Genomic DNA, 21522 nt, shown 5'->3' on the forward strand with positions numbered 1-21522 from the left:
TATACACTTTATATAAAAAAGTAAAAAGTGGTGAAATCGTTGTTTAAAATCTTGCTGATTGAAGATGATGAAACTTTGTTCCATGAAATAAAGGACAGGTTAACTCAATGGGCCTATGATGTGTACGGTATCCAGGATTTTAGTAAAGTCATTCAAGAATTCACAACGATAAAGCCTGATCTGGTCGTGATTGATATTCAATTGCCGAAATTTGATGGTTTTCATTGGTGTCGAATGATTCGATCCCACTCTAACGTCCCGATCATCTTCTTATCATCGCGGGATCACCCTACGGATATAGTGATGTCAATGCAGCTTGGAGCGGATGATTTTATCCAAAAACCCTTCCATTTTGACGTACTGATTGCAAAATTACAGGCGACACTTCGCCGTGTATACAATTACAATACAGAACCTGTTTCCCTGAAAACATGGCGTGGAGCGACGGTCGATTATGAAAAAAATGTAGTAGCCAATGAGGCTGGCTCCATCGAATTAACCAAGAACGAGATTTTTATTTTGAAGCTGCTGATTGAACAAAAAAATAAAATTGTCGCACGAGAGGAATTAATTAAAAGCCTCTGGGATGATGAGCGTTTTGTCAGCGACAATACCCTGACCGTCAACTTGAACCGCCTGCGTAAAAAATTGGACGAGCTGGATTTGGGCCGTTTCATTGAAACGAAAGTGGGGCAAGGCTACATGGCTACAGAAGAGGCACCTGCCTATGATTAAAAAATATCTGAGGGAAAGGTTGAGCTGGATTCTACTGTTTGTGTGTCAGCAATTCCTGATCCTGTTCATCGCTTATGTGGATGCAGCAATTCCATTAATGCCGATCCTTTATATCGTCTTCTTATCTATGATGATTTTCTTGGTTTTTTTAATCATTCGCTATCTCAAGGAAACTAAATTCTATACCACATTAGAAGAATGGGAGAGCCCTCTAGAACTAACGGGTATAGGCGAACCGGAGAGTCCGTTTGAGCAAATCATTGAACAAAAAATCACGGACCAGACCGAACGGTTACAACAGATCATCTCGCAAAATCAACTGACACTTGAACATGAAAAAGATGAACTACTATCCTGGATTCATGAGGTAAAAACACCTTTAACCACCATGCATTTGATGATTGAGCGGTTGGACGACAAGTCCCTAAAAGCTCAGTTAACCTATGAATGGCTACGAATTCACTTACTGCTGGATCAACAGCTCCATCACAAACGCATATCTTTTATTGAAAATGATCTATATGTCGAGCAAGTGGATTTAAAATCTCTGGTTTTTAAAGAAATCAAAGCATTACAGTCATGGTGCATCCAAAAAGGGATCGGTTTTGACATCCGACTTGAGCAAATGGAAGTGCTAAGTGATGCCAAATGGCTGGCTTTTATCATCAGACAGCTCTTAACCAATGCCATCAAATATAGCGATGCCAGCGATATTATCATTCACAGCTATGAACAAAGGGATCGAATACAGCTTGAGGTCCAAGACTTTGGGCGCGGTATTGATCCGAAGGATATACCTCGTATTTTCGAGAAAGGTTTTACATCCACGACCCAACATTCTGATCATACTTCGACGGGCATGGGGTTATATTTAACGAAAAAGGCAGCGCAGTCCCTGCTCATACATATAGATGTGCACTCCAAACCGAACATGGGTACTACCTTCACTTTAATTTTCCCCAAACGAAATGATTTCGTAAGTATGCTGAGCATGTGACAGAGATGTCACATGCTTTTATATACTGTTCGCCCAATCAAAGGAAAATCATCGGCACGATTTTTATAATAAGGCTACAAGAACAATAAGGAGTGCATCGAAGTGAATATTTTAGAAGCCCATAAGATTCACAAAAGCTATGGTAATAAGCTAAATATGCAGGAGGTTTTGAAGGGAATAGATATCGTTATTGAAGAAGGTGAATTTGTCAGTATTATGGGAGCCTCCGGTTCAGGTAAAACCACACTGCTAAATGTCCTCTCCTCCATTGATAAAGTGAGCCACGGTTCCATTAAGATCAATGATATCGAAATGACGAAAATGAAAGAAAAGCAACTGGCTGAATTCCGCAAAAAGCATTTAGGCTTTATTTTTCAGGAGTATAATCTGCTGGATACGCTCACCGTGAAGGAAAACATCCTCTTGCCGCTATCTATCACCAAAACGCCTAAAAAAGAGGCTAACCGAAGATTTCAGGAAGTCGCTACAGAACTGGGGATTTATGAGCTCAAGGACAAATACCCCAATGAAATCTCGGGCGGGCAGAAACAGCGTACATCTGCGGCTAGAGCGTTTATTCATGAGCCTACTATTATTTTTGCCGATGAACCTACGGGTGCGCTTGATTCGAAGTCGGCATCCGATTTATTAAACAAGCTGGGTCAGCTGAACCAAAAGCGCAAGGCAACCATTATTATGGTCACGCACGATCCGGTTGCAGCCAGCCATTGCAGCCGCGTTATTTTTATCAAGGATGGGCAAATGTACACGCAGCTTCATAAAGGCGTGCAGGAGAGACAAAGCTTCTTCCAGGATATCATGAAAACCCAAGCGGTCTTAGGCGGGGTTCAACATGAACATTAATCTACTCATTCTTAAAAATCTGAAAAAAAATCTGAGCAATTATTATCTCTATGTTTTTGCTCTCATTTTCAGTGTTGCGCTCTATTTCTCCTTCGTCACATTACAGTACGATCCCTCCATGGATGAAGTGAAGGGTTCTGTTAAAGGTGCAGCCTCCATACGGGCAGCTTCTGTTTTACTGGTCGCTATTGTCTGCATTTTCCTTATGTATGCTAATAATATTTTTATAAAAAGACGCAGTAAAGAAATTGGCTTATTTCAATTGATTGGAATGACTAAAAACAAAATTTTTCGCATTCTAAGTGCTGAAAACTTAATTTTATACTTCGGTTCGCTTTTCGTCGGAATAGGGGTTGGATTCTCCTTTTCCAAACTAGTGATCATGATCTTATTTAAGACGACGGGTGTCGAAGCCATTGCCACTCTATATTTCTCTAACCAAGCACTGACTCAAACACTCATCGTTTTTGTTGTCATCTACTTACTGATCATGATCATGAATTATTCTTTTATCAAAAGACAAAGTATTTTGTCTTTGTTCCGAGTGACCTCAACCACCGAAGGGAAAATCAAGAAAATAACGATCTTTGAGATGATCATCGGGATCATTGGCATCTCGCTTATCGCCTTAGGTTACTATGTTTCCTCCAGGTTATTTGGTGGAGATTTTACATCCTTAAATGAACTATTTATGGCGATGGTGTTTATTTTGGGCTCTGTCATCATCGGGACATTTCTTTTTTATAAAGGATCCATCCGCTTTATTTCCAATATCATCAGAAAAAGCAAAGGCGGTTATTTAAACATCCATGAGGTGCTGTCCCTCTCATCCATTATGTTCCGCATGAAATCCAATGCTTTGTTGTTAACCATTATTACGACAGTATCGGCACTTGCTATCGGTTTACTATCCTTAAGCTATATCGCCTATTATTCTGCGGATCAAGCAGCTGAGGACAATGTACCTTCCCATTTTGCCATGACGAATGTGCCGGATGCGGAGAAATTCAAAGCGTTACTTCATGAACATGATATAAAGTATCGAGAAAAGAAAATTGAAGTCATTCAAGTCAGTGTGAAGACAGCACAAATTATGGAGACTCCTATGGAACCATTAAATGATGGTACGGATTCCATGACACTGCCTGTCATCAGCGACCAATCTGTGGAGGGTACGGATGTATCTCCAGGCCAAACGGTTTTAACGGGCTATAATGATATGTTACAGAAATTCATGTCCTTGAAAGACTTTGGACCCTTGGATTTGAAGGGAAAAACAGAAGTCATACCTCAACAATATGTGGGTCTAAAAAAGGATTATGTAATTCCTTACTATTTTGCAGCCGGGGGACTACCCACTGCCATTGTAGACGAAACCATCTTTGAGCGGTTAAAGAAAGATGTAAATCCAGAGATTCAAAAGAAGTCATCCTTGTATATTGGAATTGATATACTTAATGCAGCACAGATTGAAGAAGCTGATCGCCTCTTTGCAGCTTCGAATTTTAATGATCAACAATCATCCCGCCTTGAAATGAGCAACAATCAGAAGAGAAATATGGGAGTGATCATGTTTGTCGTTGGCTTTTTGGGACTGACCTTTCTCATTACATCAGGCTGTATCCTTTATTTTAAGCAGATGGATGAGAGCGAAGACGAAAAGGCCAATTATACTGTATTGAGAAAGTTAGGCTTCACCCAAAGTGACCTGCTGCGAGGCATTAAAATAAAACAACTCTTTAACTTCGGCATTCCGTTGGTGATTGGCCTATCACACAGCTATTTCGCCGTCCAATCCGGCTGGTTCTTGTTTGGAACCGAAGTTTGGATGCCTATGATCATCGTAATGGTACTATACACTGCCCTATATTCCATTTTTGGAGTTCTATCCATTCTGTACTATAAAAAGGTCATTAAAGCAGCTTTATAATCAGTCATACGCCCAAAAGTCTCTGGCAAAAAAGTGCCAGGGGCTTTTCCAAATATTTGAGCATTTTCGTTCCTGCGTGTACAATAAAATAACTATCATCGTAGCCCCAAAGGGGGAGAGCATATTTTATTATTACTCATCAATGGCATCGGCATTATAGCGAATATTATACTCGGTTCCTCTGTAGGGGTGGCTATTATCGTAGGAATCGTCTTTTTCCTGATCGGCTTCCCTGAGTTTAAAAAATCGCCCAAACTCACGAAAAAGGCTAAAAAAGATATCACTTATATTATGTCAACATTATTAACGCTTGTGATATTCGTAGTTATCGTTTCTTGGAATATTCATACTTCAGGTGACCTGTTTCTTGAAGGTCCGCTAACACCGCAGATGAAGCTTCACTGGGGGCAAAAGGTATTGATATTGGGGTTGGTGGAAGGTCTATGGGCTGTCATCAGTCTAAAATGGCTGTTGCCCATCTTTTTTGATCCGCTGGATCTCAGTAAGAAGCAAATCCTTGTTTTAGTGAGCGGGATTGCACTTAGTATGATTTCAGGCATCTATGCGATGCTTGAAGCAAGTTAAAAAGTCTCGCCCTTCTCTGTTAAGGACAGGAAGAGCGAGACTTTGTTATTGATGGCTTCCCTCTATAGAGGCTCGTGTGAATGCTTAGCGCAAAGGCTCAAATCCCTCTGTTTGCTTCAGAATCTGCTCAATTTCCGCGCAGGTCTCCGGTTGCAAAGTCACCTCGACTGCTTTCACATTTTCTTCGATTTGTGCCGGTTTGGTAGCCCCAATCAGTGCAGCGCTGATACCCGGTTCTCTCAGAATCCAGGCAAGCGCGAGTTGTGACAGGGTGACACCCAAATCCTTCGCCAGCTTGTCCAGCTCCTGAACGCAGTTGAGAACGGTATTGTTCATGTAACTGCTGATGACATTATTGACAGAGGCATCAGCCCCGCGACTCCCCGTCGGTATAGGTTGTCCCGGTTTGTATTTACCCGTGAGGATGCCTTGGGCTAGAGGTGAAAATACAATTTGGCCGATGCCTATCTGCCCGGATACGGGAAGAACCTCATGCTCGATATAACGCTCGAACATATTATAGATCGGCTGATTGGCAATCAGCGGCCGCAGATTCAGCCTTTTTCCGATACCATAGGCATCCGTGAGCTGGGCGGCACTCCATTCACTGACCGCAGCATACAAGATCTTGCCTTGAGCCTGAAGATCATCTAGCGCCCGCAGTGTCTCTTCCAACGGAGTATCTGGATCATAACGATGGCAGAAGTACATGTCGATATAATCCGTGCCGAGCCGCTTCAAACTCGCCTCACATTGCTCCATAATATGCTTGCGTGACAGCCCCCTGTCATTGGGACCGGAATCCATAGGAAAGAATACCTTAGTAGAAAGCACATAGCTCTCTCTCCGATAAGGCTTCAATGCGGCTCCCATAGCCTTCTCGCCTTCTCCACGGTTATACGCGTTCGCGGTATCAAAAAAATTAATCCCAAGTTCAAAGGCCTTGGCAATACAGGTATGAGCTGCTTCCTGTTCGGCGGCCGTACCGTACGTTAACCAGCTCCCCAGTCCGATTTCACTAATTTTAAGACCGCTGTTGCCTACATTTCTATATCTCATATCTACTCCTTCTTTCATAAGAAGCTTGCATTTTTATATATCTTAACATGTAAACCCTTTCATTAAAACAAATAATAAAGGACTCTTGGAGTTACATGAAGGACATCTACCACCCTACTTGTTAGGGCAGTAGATGTTTGTCACCTCATCATTTCAAATCATACCTACTCCATGCTTCCTTCAGGGAAAAGCGCATCATATGCAGGACAAGGCAGTTTGTCGAGAAACTCCTGAAGCTGCTTCGGCTTATTTTTGTAAATATCCTTTAAGGATGTTCCGTTATAGATATTACCGATGACTACAGGATGGCATAGTTCACAGATTAGGATGTCCCCGTTCCCGTGCAGATGGAGCTGTTTTTTACCATCAACACAGTTGGAAAAGTATACCCCCGGTTGCTCCTTGAAGCCCAGCGCCTCAGCAAAACGGTCCATACAGGTAAAATACAACACAGTATCGTCTTTTTTATGCGCAATCAGGTCATGAACGGAACGGACAAGTGCTTCCTTGGTGGAGATCGCGTTCCAATTCGTATGATCCATCACGATGCTGTTTTGGATTTCATGGATGCGTACACCGAGTTCGTAAACCTTTTCACTGATCGCTGGCATGTTGTTCTGCGTCTCTTCAAATAACAATGTCTCCAGCACCGTTTCCAGCTTGGCTTCGGTACACAAACGGATATTTTGAACGATTTTCTCATACATACGAGGGTGAACATGATAATAGGCTGCATATTTATCGGCATCCGTGAAGTTAAAGGAGATATGAATATTGGAAAGCCCTGCATCACGCAGTTTCTCAATTCGTTCAGGGCTAAGCAAGCTCGCATTGGTATTAAGCTGGGTTGCAATTCCCTTGCTCGAACAGTGAGCCACGATGTCCAGACAATCGTCATACTTTAAGGTTACTTCGCCCCCGGAAAGTCGCACACGTTTTAACGTTGGAATGTCATCAATAATACCTATGACCTCTTTGCTGCTGATGCATTGTCCGTCGTTCCGCCGATATGCACAGCAGTAATCACACTTGAAGTTGCAATTAGAGGTGACCCCGACTTCCAGTCCCTCCAGCTCGTAGATGCCCGGCTTTTCCAGTTCAAGTGCTTTATATTTGTTCTCTATACTCAATTTCTTATAATCCTCCCGATCTCAGGCTTGTGTCTTGAATTCCCTTGAGATTATACAGAATGAGAGGGGTTTGTAGATATGACATTGGTAACGGTGAAAATGGAGTTCCGACATTTTGAATTAATACAAAAAAGAAACCTGCATCTAAAAAAATAGGTTTCTCGACAGTCTTAAAAGCCTTAAATGTATGTTTTTTAAAATTATAGTTACACTTGCTTAGCTACATCTGAGATACGCTTGGATATATCCGTGACATTTTGCAGACCGAAATCAAGACTTTTCGCCAAATATTTATTAAAAAAATCAGGGACAATTCCGGTCATATGATAAAAGAATGATACTTCAGTTTTCCAATCATTCTCAACCATTTGATGAATGTTCACGACACCCTTTTTAGAAACAAGATCGATAATTGTTTTGATTTTCGTTGGTTTCTGAATCGGAATTAATTCATCGAGCGGTTCAATCTTCAAATAACCTTTTCGATGCAAAGCTGCGTAGAAGTTTCGATGATCTTTTGGTTTAAGATGTCCCAAATGGGCTGCCCTGTATCCCAACACTTGCAGTGAAGTTTTCCATTTTTTTTTCAAATCCAAGTAATTATCCGGATTTGTGATATGGGTCACATTTTGCATATCAAGTGTAAATTCATCTTCAGGTAACAAGAATGCTCCAGCAAACATATTCGCTTCATTCTCAATAATTTTGTGTTCTTTTCTATCTAAATTAGCAAATTCAAGACGATAATGAAGCAGTAGATGCCCCAGTTCATGTGCTATATCAAAATTTCTCCGAACAGCTGATCGTTTCATATTCCCTAATATGATATAAGGACGATCGTTTCGAGTCCAGAGACTATAAGCATCAGTCTCCTCACCCATTGCCTTCTCAAAGGCGAATACTCCACTTTTTTCGACTAGAAACATAAGATCGTCATTTGTATCTTGCGCTAGGCCTAGTCTTTTACGTGCCAAATGAGCAACTTTATCGATTTGAGTCGATCTATCGTCATCTGAATGGTTCAGATATTCGATAACTTCATCCCTTAAACTAATAATTTTGAGGGTAGGAAGGCTAATTCTGGCTGTAATATAGTTAATAAAAGCATCTAAATATTCAACATGCTTCGCTTCCGCCTGCGTCTTAGAGATAACATTCAAAACTTTTGAACGATAAGCGATGTTCATTACGTTTACGTTAGCAGGTGTCGTATTCCGTGCGAGCATGTCTTTAGTATAAAAATATTTGCTTTTCACCTTAAAAATCCGCTTTAGCTCATTCACAATTTGCATTTTAGGAGATGTATATGCATTCTCGTACTGCCAGACTGCTTGTTCTGTAACACCCAACATTTCAGAGAGCTGTTTTCTTGAATACCCATGCATGATCCGTAGATTGATCAAATTTTCACCTATGAACATGCTGCTCCCCCCTTATTTTGACTAACCCCGTCTTGTTTATCTAGTTGTGTTGCTCTTCTTCCAATATCCCGATATCGAAAGCTGCTGGGTCCATAATATCTTCATTCATTTCTGGCGCCACTACTTCGCGATCTTCTTCAGTTAAATCAGCTCCAGAAATAAGGCTTGAGAGGTCTTCTATCAGGTAAGCGATATTATCATTGGGATTGGGTAAATAATGCATTACTTCAGATATCTGATATGCCTCATCAAGTGCGTATGTGAGTATATGGAACTCATTATAGGATGATTTAAAGCTTTCGAGTTCATCTTTTACCTGGCTCTCTAAAATCAGAAAGGAAAGTTGTTCCGGTATTTCCCCTGTTTTCGAGGATTGCTGAGTAGAGGAAAACAATAAATCTTTGTTAATTTTTGAAAGTTCATGAAGATAGGTACGACGTGGACCTTTCCTCCCGTAATTGTTAGGTAGCTTTGCCTGTGAAAAGCATTGCTCATTGAAATAAGCCGCATTCTTAATAAGAAAAAGAATTTTAGAATCTCCGTGGATAAATTGGAGATAGTCCCACGTTAATCCAGCCTTCGATTTTTTATATGTAAAACCGTAATCAACGCACTCTTCTGCGATCTTACTTTCGATAAAGTTACCCTTGGTCCAGGCAAAAGCTGAACTGATCTTCATTTTTGCTTTTCGATCTTTACGATGCTCAATATAATCGCGGTATCCATCTACGATAGCATCAACAATCATTTTATTGTGTTTGGAATTAAATTTGAATTTATCCATATCCATATCCATATCCATCGCTCCGATTCATAGGTATGAAGAATACCTACATTTTAATCGAAATTCGAGCTTAAGGAAATGATTTTTTCTGTTTTTTTTAAAGTTTAACCTGTATATTGAACAAAACCTTTATAGTCATTTAGGATTGAAAACAATGTTGCCTTTAAATTATTCTCTTCCTGCCCTCAAATCATTCGTCTGTTGACGAGAAATGGGTACTTAATACTGGTTACTAGCAACTGGAATGGTTTTTTATAAAATACCAGTTTTCAATATTTACATCCCCTCTACAATTGTGATCAATATGTGAACTGGGCATAGTTCTCATTTCCAAATCCATACTGAATATATCTGTTGGTAATGGAGGCGGAAGATCGTGAACAAAAGGATGAATCTGCTTATGTTCAGCGGCGATTATGATAAGGCAATGGCTGGACTGATTTTGGCCAATACAGCTCGGGAGCTGGATGTCGAAGTTACGATGTTTTTTGCATTCTGGGGATTATCATTGGTTCGTGATCCCGATAAAATGACGCTTGAGGACAAGACCATTTACGAGAAACTTATGGATTTGATGACTCCCAAAGGACCTGAGGCCTTGCCGCTGTCCCATATGAATTTTAGCGGTCTGGGCAAGCTGATGCTGACGGAAATGCTGGAAGATAATGAGGCACCGAAGTTGATCCATTTCCTGAAGGGAGCCCGGAAGAAAAACGTCAAATTCTATGCCTGCAAGCTATCGGTGGATATTATGGGTTTTAAACCGGAAGAATTCATCCCTGAACTGGAAATTATCGAGGCCAAAACGTATCTAAAAGACGCCCTCGAGTCGGATATGCAGCTTTTTATCTAATATATACTCATGCCTTATCCTGCTATTGGATGAGGCTTTTTAATTTGACTAAATGATGACATTCGCCTAATTATTTTAACCTATCCTCGCCTACCTACGTACCCTAAGAAGACAGAACGACTTGGGAGGCGCCGTATGCTCATGGCTCGAATCGGAAGTAGTAACTGTAGGTATCAGCCTTCTAACGAGGCTCATTTCCAAAAGTATCGCGAAAATACAATCGGTTATCACCAGACCTTTGAATCTCCATATGGGCTTAAAAAGCTGATTTATGCGGATTGGGCAGCCAGCGGTCGTCTATATGGACCCATCGAGTCGAAAATAGCTAATGAATTAGGTCCATTTGTGGCGAACACGCATACGGAGTCTAATTTGACAGGAACTCTGATGACCCAAGCCTATGAAAAAGCAAAGCAAATCATTAAGAACCACGTTCATGCCAACGAACATGATATCATTCTATTCGCCGGGTCTGGGATGACAGGTGCGGTGAATAAGCTTCAGCGACTATTAGGATTAAAAATACATGAAAAATTAAAGCCTCTCTACCCCATCGCCGAAAAAGACCGCCCCGTTATTTTTGTTACACACATGGAGCATCATTCCAATCATATTTCCTGGGCAGAAACCATTGGAGACGTTGTGTGTCTCCCTCCGGGCCCCGGAGGAATGGTCGATCCAGCTCATCTCGAACGACTGCTGCATCAATTTCGGCATCGCCCGATCAAGATTGGCGCTTTTACCGCCTGCTCCAATGTTACAGGGTTCGAAGTGCCAATTCACCAACTATCCCGCAAAATGCATGAACATGGTGGCGTATGTTTCATTGATTTTTCGGCAAGCGCACCTTATGCGGAGATCGACATGCATCCTACAGATCCCCTTGAGAAACTGGACGGGATTGTATTTTCTCCTCACAAATTTCTTGGTGGCCCCGGCACAAGCGGCGTTCTCATTATGGATTCGCGGCTGTGTCTCCATTGTGCTCCCGATCAGCCCGGAGGCGGCACGGTAAGTTGGACCAATCCTTGGGGTGGATACGAGTATAAAAATAGTATTGAGGCCCGCGAGGATGGAGGCACTCCTCCTTTTCTACAGGCTGTTCGAACCGCGCTCTGTATTCAGTTGAAGGAACAAATGGGATACAACCGCATGTGGGAGCGTAAAAAGGAGCTGACCTCATTATTGCTAAAAGGCTTGAGCATCATACCAGGTCTACACATTTTGGGAGGGAGCAGCCAAGATCGGCTGGGAATCGTTTCTTTCGTTGTTGGTCATATTCACTATAACCTGATTGTAAAACTACTCAATGATCGATTTGGCATTCAGGCCCGGGGCGGCTGTTCATGTGCAGGCCCCTATGGACATTATTTGCTGGGCATCGACCAGCAAGCATCTAAGCAAATGACAGACCTGATTCATGCGGGAAACTTATCTCGAAAGCCGGGCTGGGTGCGTCTGTCGCTTCATCCCATGATGACCAATCAGGAAGTCTCCTATATTGTCTCTTCCATACGGGCTATCGTGGAAAACATAACAACCTGGCAAAAAGATTATACCTATCAACCGGAATCCAACGAGTGGCGATCTATGAATGAACATAACAAAATGGACATCAGCAAATGGTTCAACTTTAGCAATTAAGAGACTCTTGTCTGTTTCCTTCTTTCAAAATACTCATAAGCTACACTGTAAGATTACTATATGAGGAAAGAAGGGGCGACAATGGGTCTCAATTTTCGCAACAGCACCAATGCGGCTATCTTTGTAGTTTTTGCCTATCCGGACTTCAGCTGTACTCCTGTTAACTACTCCAAAGCAGGCTGGTATCGCGTGAACCCCGGTCAAACTATTCAAGTATGGAGCGGCTTCGCCGGAGGTAATACGTTTTTCTATTACGCCGAGGATGATTTTGGACGTACATGGCAGGGTTCTTACTTCACTCAAGTTCCTGAGAATGCCTTCGATTGGTGCTGGGATACAGGCTGTACCACTTGTAGAAACGTGGGACTGCGGAGAATTGCGGTTAGCCCGTTCGTCTTGAACTATACTATCGACTTTATAAGAAGCAGCAGTCAAAGAAAACCTGCCTCAACCACACTCCGCATGACGCTGCCTTCCAAAGCAACCCAAGAGAAACCTATCTTGCGCAGAGTTCCTGCCAAACCTAAGAGATTACAACAAGGGAAACTTCAATTACAGAAACGCATCACTCATAAAAAACGGACAAAATAAAGAATGATCTGAACTCACCTATACAGATTAATTAGAAACAATATAGACTATTTAGAACCAAAAAGGAGCGACCTCCTTACACGGTCTGCTCCTTTCTCTTTTCTCTATACTGAGGTCAATCCGCTTATTTGCTCTCAGATTCCCACTTGGATATCTCTTCACGCACCCGTGGCGCTACCTCTGTTCCCAATAACTCAATAGCTCTCATGACATCATCATGCGGCATCGTGCCGACGGGCACATGCAACAGAAAACGTGTAATGCCTACCTGTTTACGGAGATGAATGATTTTCTTGGCAACTGTATCGGGATCGCCTACATACAATGCTCCTTCAAAGCTGCGCGCGGCATCGAAGCTGGAACGAGTATAAGGACCCCAACCGCGTTCACGCCCAAGCACATTCATGCTCTGCTGAGTGGAAGGGAAAAACTTTTCAGCTGCAAGCTCGGTGGTCTCCGCGATAAAACCATGCGAGTGGGATGCAACTGGAAGCAGCGATGCATCATGACCTGCGTGCTTAGCTGCCTTTTTGTACAACTCCACCAATGGTGCAAACTGCATAGGGCTGCCTCCGATAATGGCAAGCACCAACGGCAATCCAAGCAAGCCCGCACGAACCACAGATTCCTGATTGCCTCCACTCCCGATCCATACAGGCAAAGGATTTTGCACCGGACGCGGATACACGCCTAAATTGTTGATCGCAGGCCGATGTCCGCCTTTCCAGGTCACTTTTTCGGATTCACGTATTTTCAATAGAAGTTCCAGTTTTTCATCAAACAACTCATCGTAGTTATCCAGGTCATACCCAAACAACGGAAACGATTCGATAAAAGAACCTCGGCCTGCCATAATTTCAGCTCGTCCATTCGAAATACCGTCCAGCGTAGCAAAATCCTGAAACACACGCACCGGATCATCCGATGAAAGCACCGTAACCGCACTGGTTAGGCGAATTCGTTGGGTCTGTGCCGCAGCAGCAGCCAGTATAACAGCCGGAGCAGATGCCGCATAATCTTTACGATGATGCTCTCCCACGCCGTACACATCCAGTCCTACCTGATCAGCAAGTACAATTTCCTCGACCACTTCACGTATCCGTTGTGCGTGACTGATAACCTCACCGGTTTGGGGATCCGGTGTTGTTTCTACAAACGTACTTATACCTATCTCCACTTGTCTTACCCCCTATTGTATGTTTCATTTTTCATTCGGTTGCTTTCGAAGCAATCATTTTAAAAACCGATATCTTTATATTGAACCTTTTTTATATCTTTTTCAAGCTCTCCTTTTCTGAGTTTGAAAATCAGGCGAGAAAAGTGCCGAGATCTGCGCAGGAAAAGCAGTCTCTTTGTCGAATTATGGTATGGAGTAAATAAGATTTCCATCCCCACACCATGAAAACAACAAGGAGGCGCATACATTTATGGCTTTTGTTATTAATAATTTAAAGGATAACAGCAATGTTGCCATCACTGACCAATTAGGTGGATTTACGGTACTGGAATACATAACAGATTTGAGTTGCACCTCGGTTGCGGCTGCGAAAGACAATTACTATATGAGCAAAAGTAACATGCGCCGCAAGCAGCTCATGATCGAAATCAATAATAGTGAGATTATGATGAGGGCTGGTGCCATGCAATATACTGTAGGTAGCATGGAAATGACTACCGGTGTAAAAGGCGTCGGAGGCTTAATGCGAAACTTGGTATCCGGTGCTGTAACAGGGACAGGTGCCATTAAGCCGCACTATAAAGGCACGGGAACCATCATGCTGGAGCCTACCTATCAATATATCTGGCTTATTGATGTCGATAATGATGACATTGCCATCGAAGACGGATTGTTTTTAGCTTGCGACACCACACTCGACATATCCGTCGTTGCACGTAGTAATCTTTCCTCTGCTGCACTGGGCGGAGAAGGGTTATTTAATTTAAGCGCCCGTGGAAAAGGAGTGCTGGCACTTCAAGCGCCGATCCCTTCTGATGAAGCAGTCGTTATAGAATTGCAAAATGATGTGCTTAAGGTGGATGGCAACTTTGCCCTTATGTGGTCCAACACCCTACAGTTCACCGTTGAAAAATCGGGGAAAACCAAAATGGGCTCAGCCGCTTCCGGCGAAGGGCTGGTTAATGTATACAGGGGAACAGGAACCGTGTGGCTGGCACCACTATGACATCTATATGGGCATGAGCATTGGAAGCCCAATGATGCCCAATGCTAATAAAAAAGGAGAAGCCTCGGCTTCTCCTTTTTATCCTCATGGAACTGAACAGTTTCTCTGCTATATACTCTAATTCTTTTTAACAAACTCCGATTTTAGCTTCATTGCTCCAAAACCATCAATTTTGCAATCAATATCGTGGTCGCCTTCCACCAGACGGATGTTTTTTACTTTGGTGCCAATTTTCAAGACGGAAGAGCTTCCCTTCACTTTAAGGTCTTTGATGACAGTTACAGAGTCACCATCCTTCAGAATGTTACCATTCGCATCTTTGACGACTTTTACGTCTTCACTGCTTTCAGTTTCTGACTCGGCAGACCACTCATGGGCGCATTCCGGGCAAATGAACAGACTACGGTCCTCATAAGTGTACTCTGAATTACACTCAGGACAATTTGGCAAATTAGACATGGTATTATGTACTCCATTCATTTTTATTTCTATTCCAAGCTACCTTGGAGTTCCCTACAAGTATATTGGATAATCAGTCGCGGTTCCAGTTATGAATGTAACTAAAACGGATGCTAACCTTCCTAGGCAGCATCCGTTTTGTACGACATGTTTATTATGCTTGGATTTGTTTGACCAGTTCACTAATTCCTTGCTTAAGCGGCGTCAGGGGACGCTTCAACAGCTTCTCAAAATCGTTGCTTACGACATCCAAAGCTCCTTCACGAATCGCTTGTTGAATGCCTACCACAATAGGGATGGCACCTTCCGGTACTCCCGCACCGAGCATGATCTCGGCATACGCAGCATCGTCTACCTGCTGTACAGGAACGTCCTTACCCAGGACCTCAGCAAGTATCGCTGCCAACTCTTCTTGGGTAATCGGCTTACCAGAGAGCTCGTAGATTGTATTCTCATGTCCTTCGCCAGACAACACGGCTGCAGCCGCTTGCGCGTAATCAGCGCGGGCAGCCCAACCTACTCTACCGGACCCTGCTGAGGTTAACCATGGAGCTCCCGCGAGTACGGATTGGATCGTGCCTGCTTCATTCTCAAGATACCAATTATTACGCAAGAAGGAGTAAGGAATACCTGACTCACGAATGAACTCCTCCGTAATACGATGTACGGGTGCAAGGAATAGAGTGCTGTCAGCGGCATTGGCCGCACTGGTATACGCGATGAACCCTACTCCCGCACGCACAGCAGCATCAACAGCCGCTTTATGCTGACGAATTCTAGTATCATTATCCCCGTCTGCGGATATAATCAACAATCGATCTACACCAGCAAATGCCTGATCCAGCGTTTCTGGCTTGTCAAAATCGCCATGACGAACGTCAACGCCACGATTACGTAACCCCTCTGCTTTTTCCGGATTTCTTACGCTAACAATAAGGTCTTTTGCCGGGACGGATGCAAGCAATGTATCTACCACAATGGAACCCAGTTGCCCCGTTGCTCCTGTTAATGCGATTTTCATACGAAATCCTCCATTCAGATTTTATTTACTTTTATATAGTAACTAAAAATATGACACATGTCTAATTTAGAGTCTAAAGGTATGCTTTTCGGGTAAGGGTTGGTAACCCCGACTTTCCCCAAAGAGAGGAATATGTATATGAAGAAAGCTATGGTCATTGTAAATCCCTCTTCTGGCAAAGAGGAATCCCTCCAACATGTCAGAAACGTAGAAGAAATTCTACGTGAGCAAGGATACGCCGTTACAGTCGAAGAAACGGCACAAGAACTTGATGCCACCCGTTTTTGCGTCACTGCATGTCAGGAGACTTATGATCTAGTCGTTTCCCTCGGTGGAGATGGCACGCTTCACGAAACCATTAATGGTTTCATGGATCAAGCCCATCGTCCAAAACTAGGGGTCATCCCGCTTGGGACCGTCAATGATTTTGCCCGTGCCTTACAAATTCCGCTAAGTCCTGAACTGGCGATCCGTACACTCACTTCTGCTCGCGTGAAAGCCGTAGATATGGGTCTCTTAAACGGTCGAATGTTTGCCAATGTTGTTGCCACTGGCTCGCTTGCCGAATCGCTATCCGCTGTGTCGTCAGACGATAAATCCATGTTTGGTACATTTGCCTACTTTAAAGAAGGTTTGAAAGAACTTATCAATCATCCTGTCCATCCGCTTATCGTCCGCTATGATGACAGGACTTGGGAAGGCGAATCCCCACTCTTTCTTGCTGCTTTAACCAACTCAGTTGGCGGATTTGAGAAACTGGCGCCCGGGGCGGCTGTTGATGATGGCCTGCTTCACTGCTTTATTTTCAAAAACCTTAATATATTGAACACGGTGACGGCCAGCATAAGCTTATTTTTAGGCAACCTGAAAGATCATAGTGATATCGTTTACTTTACTGCAAAGCATGTAAGTGTCAGCTCTGCAGAACCGGTCAGTACGAATGTAGATGGTGAGGAAGGACCCTCTTTGCCTATCGAGCTTAGTATTCTAGCGCGTCACATCGAGGTGATTGTGCCTGAGGAGTCTAAGTAATAAAGTGCTTATCCTCAGGCTTGAGGCTCATACTCGCTCAATTTCCCCTCGTAGATCAGATGGAATCGGTCACTTTGCCGAAAATCGTCTGGTGTAATAAGGGCGGGCAACTTGTTCCATATTTTGATGCCGGATCGCTGTAAAATTTCCGCGACAAATTGCGAACAAAAATAAGAATTACTGAACTCGACTGGTTCTTTGAGTGCAACGCCAATTAATCCCAGTAAGTTATACATATATTTTTGCCGACTTCGGATAAAAACGTGTAAAACTCTCTTCATTTTCTCGACTTCACGGTCGGTTACTTGAAGCTCGTAGATGACACATGTTGTATTCGGAAATCTGCTGTATGTACCTGTCTTAATATCCTCTTTCACGAAACCACCATCCAGAGGGTTACTGGGGGTCTTTCTCCCGAAGCTGTATAACTCCGAAAGTTCTCGGTTGAAGGAAATGGAGGCGTGATTGTATGGTGCTCTTGTATAGCTTTTAATGACTCTCGTCAGAAACGTTCCCGTATTCGTAAGCAAGATAAAAACCGATTGATCAGCTACCATTTACGAAACTTCCCCTTATCAAGTTTGAATTATTCCTTCATAATAACATAGGACCTCCTTCAGGGAATCCTATTTCGCTATAAGTTGGTGAGTCGCAATGGACAGTTCGTTATTAACGTTAACCCTCATTTGTATAGCCTTATTAATCATCCATCTAATTTATATAGTGGTAGTCAAAACACAGCCAAACAAAGACTATGCAGCTATTGGACTTCGCATTAAGACCTGGTGGGGCATGTTCTTTATCTTTTGCCTGGCAACACTTTTCAATCCGATCGTTTCACTGCTTTCCTTGATGGTGCTTACTTTCTTTGCGCTAAAAGAATACTTCTCCATGATTAGATCCAGAAAAGCTGACCGCAGGTTGTTTTTATGGGCATACTTGGCGATTCCTGTACAGTTTTATTGGATTTATATCGGGTGGTATGGGATGTTTATCGTCTTTATCCCTATCTATGTATTCTTGCTGCTACCGCTCCCGCGATTGATCAATAAAGGAACCGTTGGTTTCTTGCGCAGCGTCAGCTCGACTCAATGGGGACTCATGCTGATGGTTTTTGGACTGAGTCACCTGGCTTATTTTCAGTTTGCTACGCCGCAATACGGAGCGAAACTTGTACTTTTTCTAGTGGTACTGACACAGCTCAATGATGTCGCACATTATCTGGCATCACTCTATTTCGGCAAACGGAAAATCGTCCCGACATCCAATCCCAATATAACTTGGGAAGGCTTTGCATTTGCTTTTCCCGTAACCATAGCGGCTTCCTATCTAATCTATCCGTACCTGACGCCGTTTGATCTGAAATTTGGGATTATTATGGGCATGTTGATTAGCTTGAGCGGTTTCTTCGGGAGCTTAACGGTTTCCGTGCTGAAACGAGATTTATTAATCGGCGATGATAATAAGTTCGATGCTTTGAAAAAAAGCTATTTAAGCCGGGTGGATAGCTTGACCTACACCTCGCCCGTCTTTTTTCACGTGATTCGTTATTTTTTCGATTTTATGTAACAATATGTTTTTCTTCATCGCTTCACGATACTCTGCTTGCTTCTCACCGTTTTCATTTTGGTTAGCCCGGGTAAGTACTACTGTACCGCAAGCAGTCCTTATCCTAGAAAACAATCTTGAGGAGGCGTTAGAAATGGCAGAACATAATCATGTTGTGAATAAGGAAGGCGAAGTGGCCCTGAACAAGGTAGATGACGCATTAAATCGGATAGACGACAGCAAAAAGGATGACATCTTGGGCAGCTTTGATTCATTCAAAAGTTATTTGAGCGACAAAATTGAAATGGCTCAAAAAATCGGCTTGAATGAAGAAGTGATGGCAAAAGCAGCTGAGAAGATCGCAGGCTATCTGGCAGCCAAGGAAGAACCGCGTAATAGCGAGGAGAAGCTTCTTCAGGAATTGTGGAAGGTAGGGGACAAAGAGCAGCAGCACGCGCTTGCCCACATGCTAGTACGTGTGGCTCAATCCTCGTAGAAATATTTAATTTATGAAAAACAATATTTTACTATAAAAGAGCAGTCTATCCTTAGATGAGGATAGACTGCTCTTGCGTTTACTATCGTTGCAGTGCGTTCCGCTAGTGATTACAATATGTTCTGCTTAGCGCATGGAATTAATGCACCTGAGTCAGTAATTGATATGCATCTTCCTTGGTCGTAACCGCCAGAAGCGCTTCTCTAAAATGGTCGTCCATCAGCTTACGAGACAGCATTTGCAGCACCTTCAGATGGGCATTGTCCTTGCTATTACGCGGAACAGCAATCATGAAGATCAGTTTCGCTTCACTTCCATCCATGCTTTTCCAGTCCACTCCGCTCCGCTTCACCCCAAAGACCACGCTTGGCTTCAGAACAGCTTCCGATTTACCGTGAGGAATGGCAATATTCATTCCAATGCCTGTGGAGCTTTCCTTCTCTCGGTCCAATATAGCCTGTTTAAAACCACTGGCAGAACTTACGGCTCCATTTCTCTCAAGTGCTCCGATCATTTCATCAATCACGGCATCCTGTGTCGTTCCTTCCAGATCCAGATTAATCAGATCCATCGTTACAATATCTGTCAACTTCTCAATGTGAATGGCTTGCGAAGATACCTCGGGCTCGTTATATGCAATCGCTGAAGCTGATGACTCGGCGGCGGTCGTAGTCATTCCAGATGTCTCTTCTCCAGCAACAGCCAGATTTGCAGTTGCAATATCCCTTTTCAGCAGACTCACCAGGATAACCGAGACGGCTGCGCCGACAATAACAGCAATGAAGAACATGAACACATTGTCCACTGCACCAAGAATGGCTACAATCGGTCCACCATGAGCTACCTTATCTCCTACATTTCCCAACATCGCAATGACTGAACCGACCATAGATCCTGCCATGATACTAGGAATAACACGCAATGGATCTTGTGCAGCGAAGGGAATCGCTCCTTCAGTAATACCGAATAATCCCATCGTGAATGTCGCTTTCCCAGCTTCGCGTTCTGCTGATGCAAATTTACGCTTGTTGATCATTGCTGCAAGTCCCATTCCAATCGGTGGAATACAAATCGCAACGGCGATCGGTCCCATAATTTCGTAATTTCCTTCACCAATCATGGCCGAGCCGAATAAAAATGCTACTTTATTGACTGGACCACCCATATCAAAGGAGATCATCGCACCTAAAATCAGTGCCAATAGAATTGAGCTTGTACCTTGCATACCTGCAAGCCAACCCGTCAAAGCTTCAAACAATTGTGCGACTGGAGAACCGATTATAAAGACAAAGATTAATCCTACAATTAAAGATGACAACACAGGGATAATAATAATAGGCATGATCGGCTGTAACGCTCGCCCAACCTTCATTTTCCGAATACCCAGTGCAACATAACCCGCCAGGAAACCAGCGATAATTCCGCCGATAAATCCGGCTCCCGCCTCACTTCCATAAAAACTGCCGTTCGCAGCAATGAATCCGCCAACCATACCCGGTGCAAGCCCCGGTCTATCCGCAATACTCATCGCGATGAATCCAGCGAGGATTGGTATCATAAAGGTAAACGAAGCCGAACCGATATCCTGAACCGTCTTCCAAAATGAACCGTCCGGTATAACCAGACCGCCTGGTGTCTTCTCACCGCCAATCGTCAACGCAATGGCAATGAGCAATCCCCCAATGACGATAAAGGGCACCATATAGGATACACCATTCATCAAGTGGCGGTAGATAGGATTTTGCTTCGGTTTATTCTCCTGTGAGCTAGCTTCGGAGGCACGTGACTCTGCCTGGTACACAGGCACATTCCCCTTCATCACCCGCTGGATCAATTCTTCCGGACGGCGAATCCCATCTTGTACTCCAACGACCAGCAATTTCTTGCCGACGAAGCGGTCTTTGACCACCGTCTTATCCGCTGCAATAATAATGCCATCCGCTTCACGGATCTCCTGCTCCGTTAGTTGATTTTCTACTCCAATGGAGCCTTGTGTCTCGACCTTCATCTCGATACCCAGTTTGGCTGCTGCCTTTTGCAGATTCTCAGCTGCCATATACGTATGTGCAATTCCGTTAGGACATGAGGTTATCGCTAATATCTTCATAGTCATTCCCCTTCTCTCTGATGTTTCCGCTTACATTGATAGTATAACCGCCTTTTTTGCTGTTATCGGGCGAACTTTTTACC

The 21522-nt window shown here is 43.4% G+C and carries 21 protein-coding genes; 12 read left to right on the forward strand and 9 right to left on the reverse strand.

The window, feature by feature from the left end; translation table 11 throughout:
- Positions 1-39 precede the first annotated feature (39 nt).
- The 5 genes from ACU1JV_RS14350 to ACU1JV_RS14370 all read left to right on the forward strand — a co-directional run bounded on the left by ACU1JV_RS14350 (position 40) and on the right by ACU1JV_RS14370 (position 5111).
- Positions 40-735 carry a response regulator transcription factor gene (locus ACU1JV_RS14350; RefSeq protein WP_016324908.1) on the forward strand — a complete coding sequence of 232 codons (696 nt, stop codon included), beginning with the start codon at positions 40-42 and terminating at the stop codon, positions 733-735.
- On the forward strand, positions 728-1732 hold the full coding sequence (locus tag ACU1JV_RS14355) for a sensor histidine kinase (RefSeq protein WP_040102519.1): 1005 nt from the start codon (positions 728-730) through the stop codon (positions 1730-1732). The genes ACU1JV_RS14350 and ACU1JV_RS14355 overlap by 8 nt, the downstream gene beginning before the upstream one ends.
- Positions 1733-1834: 102 nt before the next feature.
- Positions 1835-2596 (forward strand): ABC transporter ATP-binding protein, encoded by a 762-nt coding sequence (locus ACU1JV_RS14360; protein ID WP_013373800.1) that lies wholly within the window; start codon positions 1835-1837, stop codon positions 2594-2596.
- Positions 2586-4526 (forward strand): ABC transporter permease, encoded by a 1941-nt coding sequence (locus ACU1JV_RS14365; protein ID WP_413987229.1) that lies wholly within the window; start codon positions 2586-2588, stop codon positions 4524-4526. Before ACU1JV_RS14360 ends, ACU1JV_RS14365 begins: the two co-directional genes overlap by 11 nt.
- A 189-nt stretch (positions 4527-4715) precedes the next feature.
- The gene (locus ACU1JV_RS14370) at positions 4716-5111 is read left to right on the forward strand and encodes a hypothetical protein (protein ID WP_013373802.1); all 396 of its coding nucleotides are present in this window, start codon (positions 4716-4718) and stop codon (positions 5109-5111) included.
- 84 nt (positions 5112-5195) lie between these two features.
- Here ACU1JV_RS14370 and ACU1JV_RS14375 read toward each other — a convergent pair whose 3' ends face one another.
- From ACU1JV_RS14375 to ACU1JV_RS14390, 4 genes are all read right to left on the reverse strand, one after another.
- On the reverse strand, positions 5196-6170 hold the full coding sequence (locus ACU1JV_RS14375; RefSeq protein WP_058830950.1) for an aldo/keto reductase family protein: 975 nt from the start codon (positions 6168-6170) through the stop codon (positions 5196-5198).
- Positions 6171-6334: 164 nt separating this feature from the next.
- A complete protein-coding gene (locus ACU1JV_RS14380; protein ID WP_413987230.1) occupies positions 6335-7300 on the reverse strand; it encodes a radical SAM protein in 966 nt (321 codons plus the stop codon).
- Positions 7301-7506: 206 nt separating this feature from the next.
- Positions 7507-8721 carry a spr1629 family repressor/antitoxin gene (locus ACU1JV_RS14385; protein ID WP_165082144.1) on the reverse strand — a complete coding sequence of 405 codons (1215 nt, stop codon included), beginning with the start codon at positions 8719-8721 and terminating at the stop codon, positions 7507-7509.
- Positions 8722-8761: 40 nt separating this feature from the next.
- Entirely contained in the window at positions 8762-9505 is a 744-nt protein-coding gene (locus tag ACU1JV_RS14390; protein WP_064962866.1) for a spr1630 family ClpXP-sensitive toxin, read from the reverse strand.
- A 376-nt stretch (positions 9506-9881) separates the two neighbouring features.
- On the opposite strand from ACU1JV_RS14390, the gene ACU1JV_RS14395 reads away from it, so the two are divergent.
- The 3 genes from ACU1JV_RS14395 to ACU1JV_RS14405 all read left to right on the forward strand — a co-directional run bounded on the left by ACU1JV_RS14395 (position 9882) and on the right by ACU1JV_RS14405 (position 12593).
- Positions 9882-10358 (forward strand): DsrE/DsrF/DrsH-like family protein, encoded by a 477-nt coding sequence (locus ACU1JV_RS14395; RefSeq protein ID WP_013373806.1) that lies wholly within the window; start codon positions 9882-9884, stop codon positions 10356-10358.
- A gap of 135 nt (positions 10359-10493) precedes the next feature.
- Complete coding sequence (locus ACU1JV_RS14400) at positions 10494-12002, forward strand: aminotransferase class V-fold PLP-dependent enzyme (RefSeq protein WP_165082146.1); 1509 nt, start codon at positions 10494-10496, stop codon at positions 12000-12002.
- 81 nt (positions 12003-12083) lie between these two features.
- On the forward strand, positions 12084-12593 hold the full coding sequence (locus ACU1JV_RS14405) for a DUF1036 domain-containing protein (RefSeq protein ID WP_058830947.1): 510 nt from the start codon (positions 12084-12086) through the stop codon (positions 12591-12593).
- A gap of 124 nt (positions 12594-12717) precedes the next feature.
- Here ACU1JV_RS14405 and ACU1JV_RS14410 read toward each other — a convergent pair whose 3' ends face one another.
- Positions 12718-13770, reverse strand: a complete 1053-nt coding sequence (locus ACU1JV_RS14410; protein WP_058830946.1) for an LLM class flavin-dependent oxidoreductase — start codon at positions 13768-13770, stop codon at positions 12718-12720.
- A gap of 250 nt (positions 13771-14020) precedes the next feature.
- Here ACU1JV_RS14410 and ACU1JV_RS14415 point away from each other — a divergent pair, with 250 nt between their 5' ends.
- Entirely contained in the window at positions 14021-14776 is a 756-nt protein-coding gene (locus ACU1JV_RS14415; RefSeq protein ID WP_016822536.1) for an AIM24 family protein, read from the forward strand.
- Between the two features lie 117 nt (positions 14777-14893).
- Here the strand turns inward: ACU1JV_RS14415 and ACU1JV_RS14420 are convergent, their stop codons facing one another.
- The gene (locus ACU1JV_RS14420; RefSeq protein WP_013373813.1) at positions 14894-15235 is read right to left on the reverse strand and encodes a zinc ribbon domain-containing protein YjdM; all 342 of its coding nucleotides are present in this window, start codon (positions 15233-15235) and stop codon (positions 14894-14896) included.
- Positions 15236-15389: 154 nt separating this feature from the next.
- Positions 15390-16256, reverse strand: a complete 867-nt coding sequence (locus ACU1JV_RS14425) for an SDR family oxidoreductase (protein ID WP_013373814.1) — start codon at positions 16254-16256, stop codon at positions 15390-15392.
- Positions 16257-16394: 138 nt separating this feature from the next.
- Here ACU1JV_RS14425 and ACU1JV_RS14430 point away from each other — a divergent pair, with 138 nt between their 5' ends.
- Entirely contained in the window at positions 16395-17288 is an 894-nt protein-coding gene (locus tag ACU1JV_RS14430; protein ID WP_058830945.1) for a diacylglycerol/lipid kinase family protein, read from the forward strand.
- Between the two features lie 14 nt (positions 17289-17302).
- Here the strand turns inward: ACU1JV_RS14430 and ACU1JV_RS14435 are convergent, their stop codons facing one another.
- Complete coding sequence (locus tag ACU1JV_RS14435) at positions 17303-17845, reverse strand: hypothetical protein (protein ID WP_040102510.1); 543 nt, start codon at positions 17843-17845, stop codon at positions 17303-17305.
- A 97-nt stretch (positions 17846-17942) separates the two neighbouring features.
- On the opposite strand from ACU1JV_RS14435, the gene ACU1JV_RS14440 reads away from it, so the two are divergent.
- A complete protein-coding gene (locus ACU1JV_RS14440; protein WP_165082150.1) occupies positions 17943-18857 on the forward strand; it encodes a phosphatidate cytidylyltransferase in 915 nt (304 codons plus the stop codon).
- Positions 18858-18990: 133 nt separating this feature from the next.
- Positions 18991-19332, forward strand: a complete 342-nt coding sequence (locus ACU1JV_RS14445; RefSeq protein ID WP_013373818.1) for a DUF3243 domain-containing protein — start codon at positions 18991-18993, stop codon at positions 19330-19332.
- Between the two features lie 139 nt (positions 19333-19471).
- On the opposite strand, the gene ACU1JV_RS14450 is transcribed toward ACU1JV_RS14445, so the two are convergent.
- Entirely contained in the window at positions 19472-21439 is a 1968-nt protein-coding gene (locus ACU1JV_RS14450; RefSeq protein ID WP_413987231.1) for a fructose-specific PTS transporter subunit EIIC, read from the reverse strand.
- Between the last annotated feature and the right edge of the window lie 83 nt (positions 21440-21522).

Source organism: Paenibacillus sp. T2-29 (assembly GCF_052921365.1).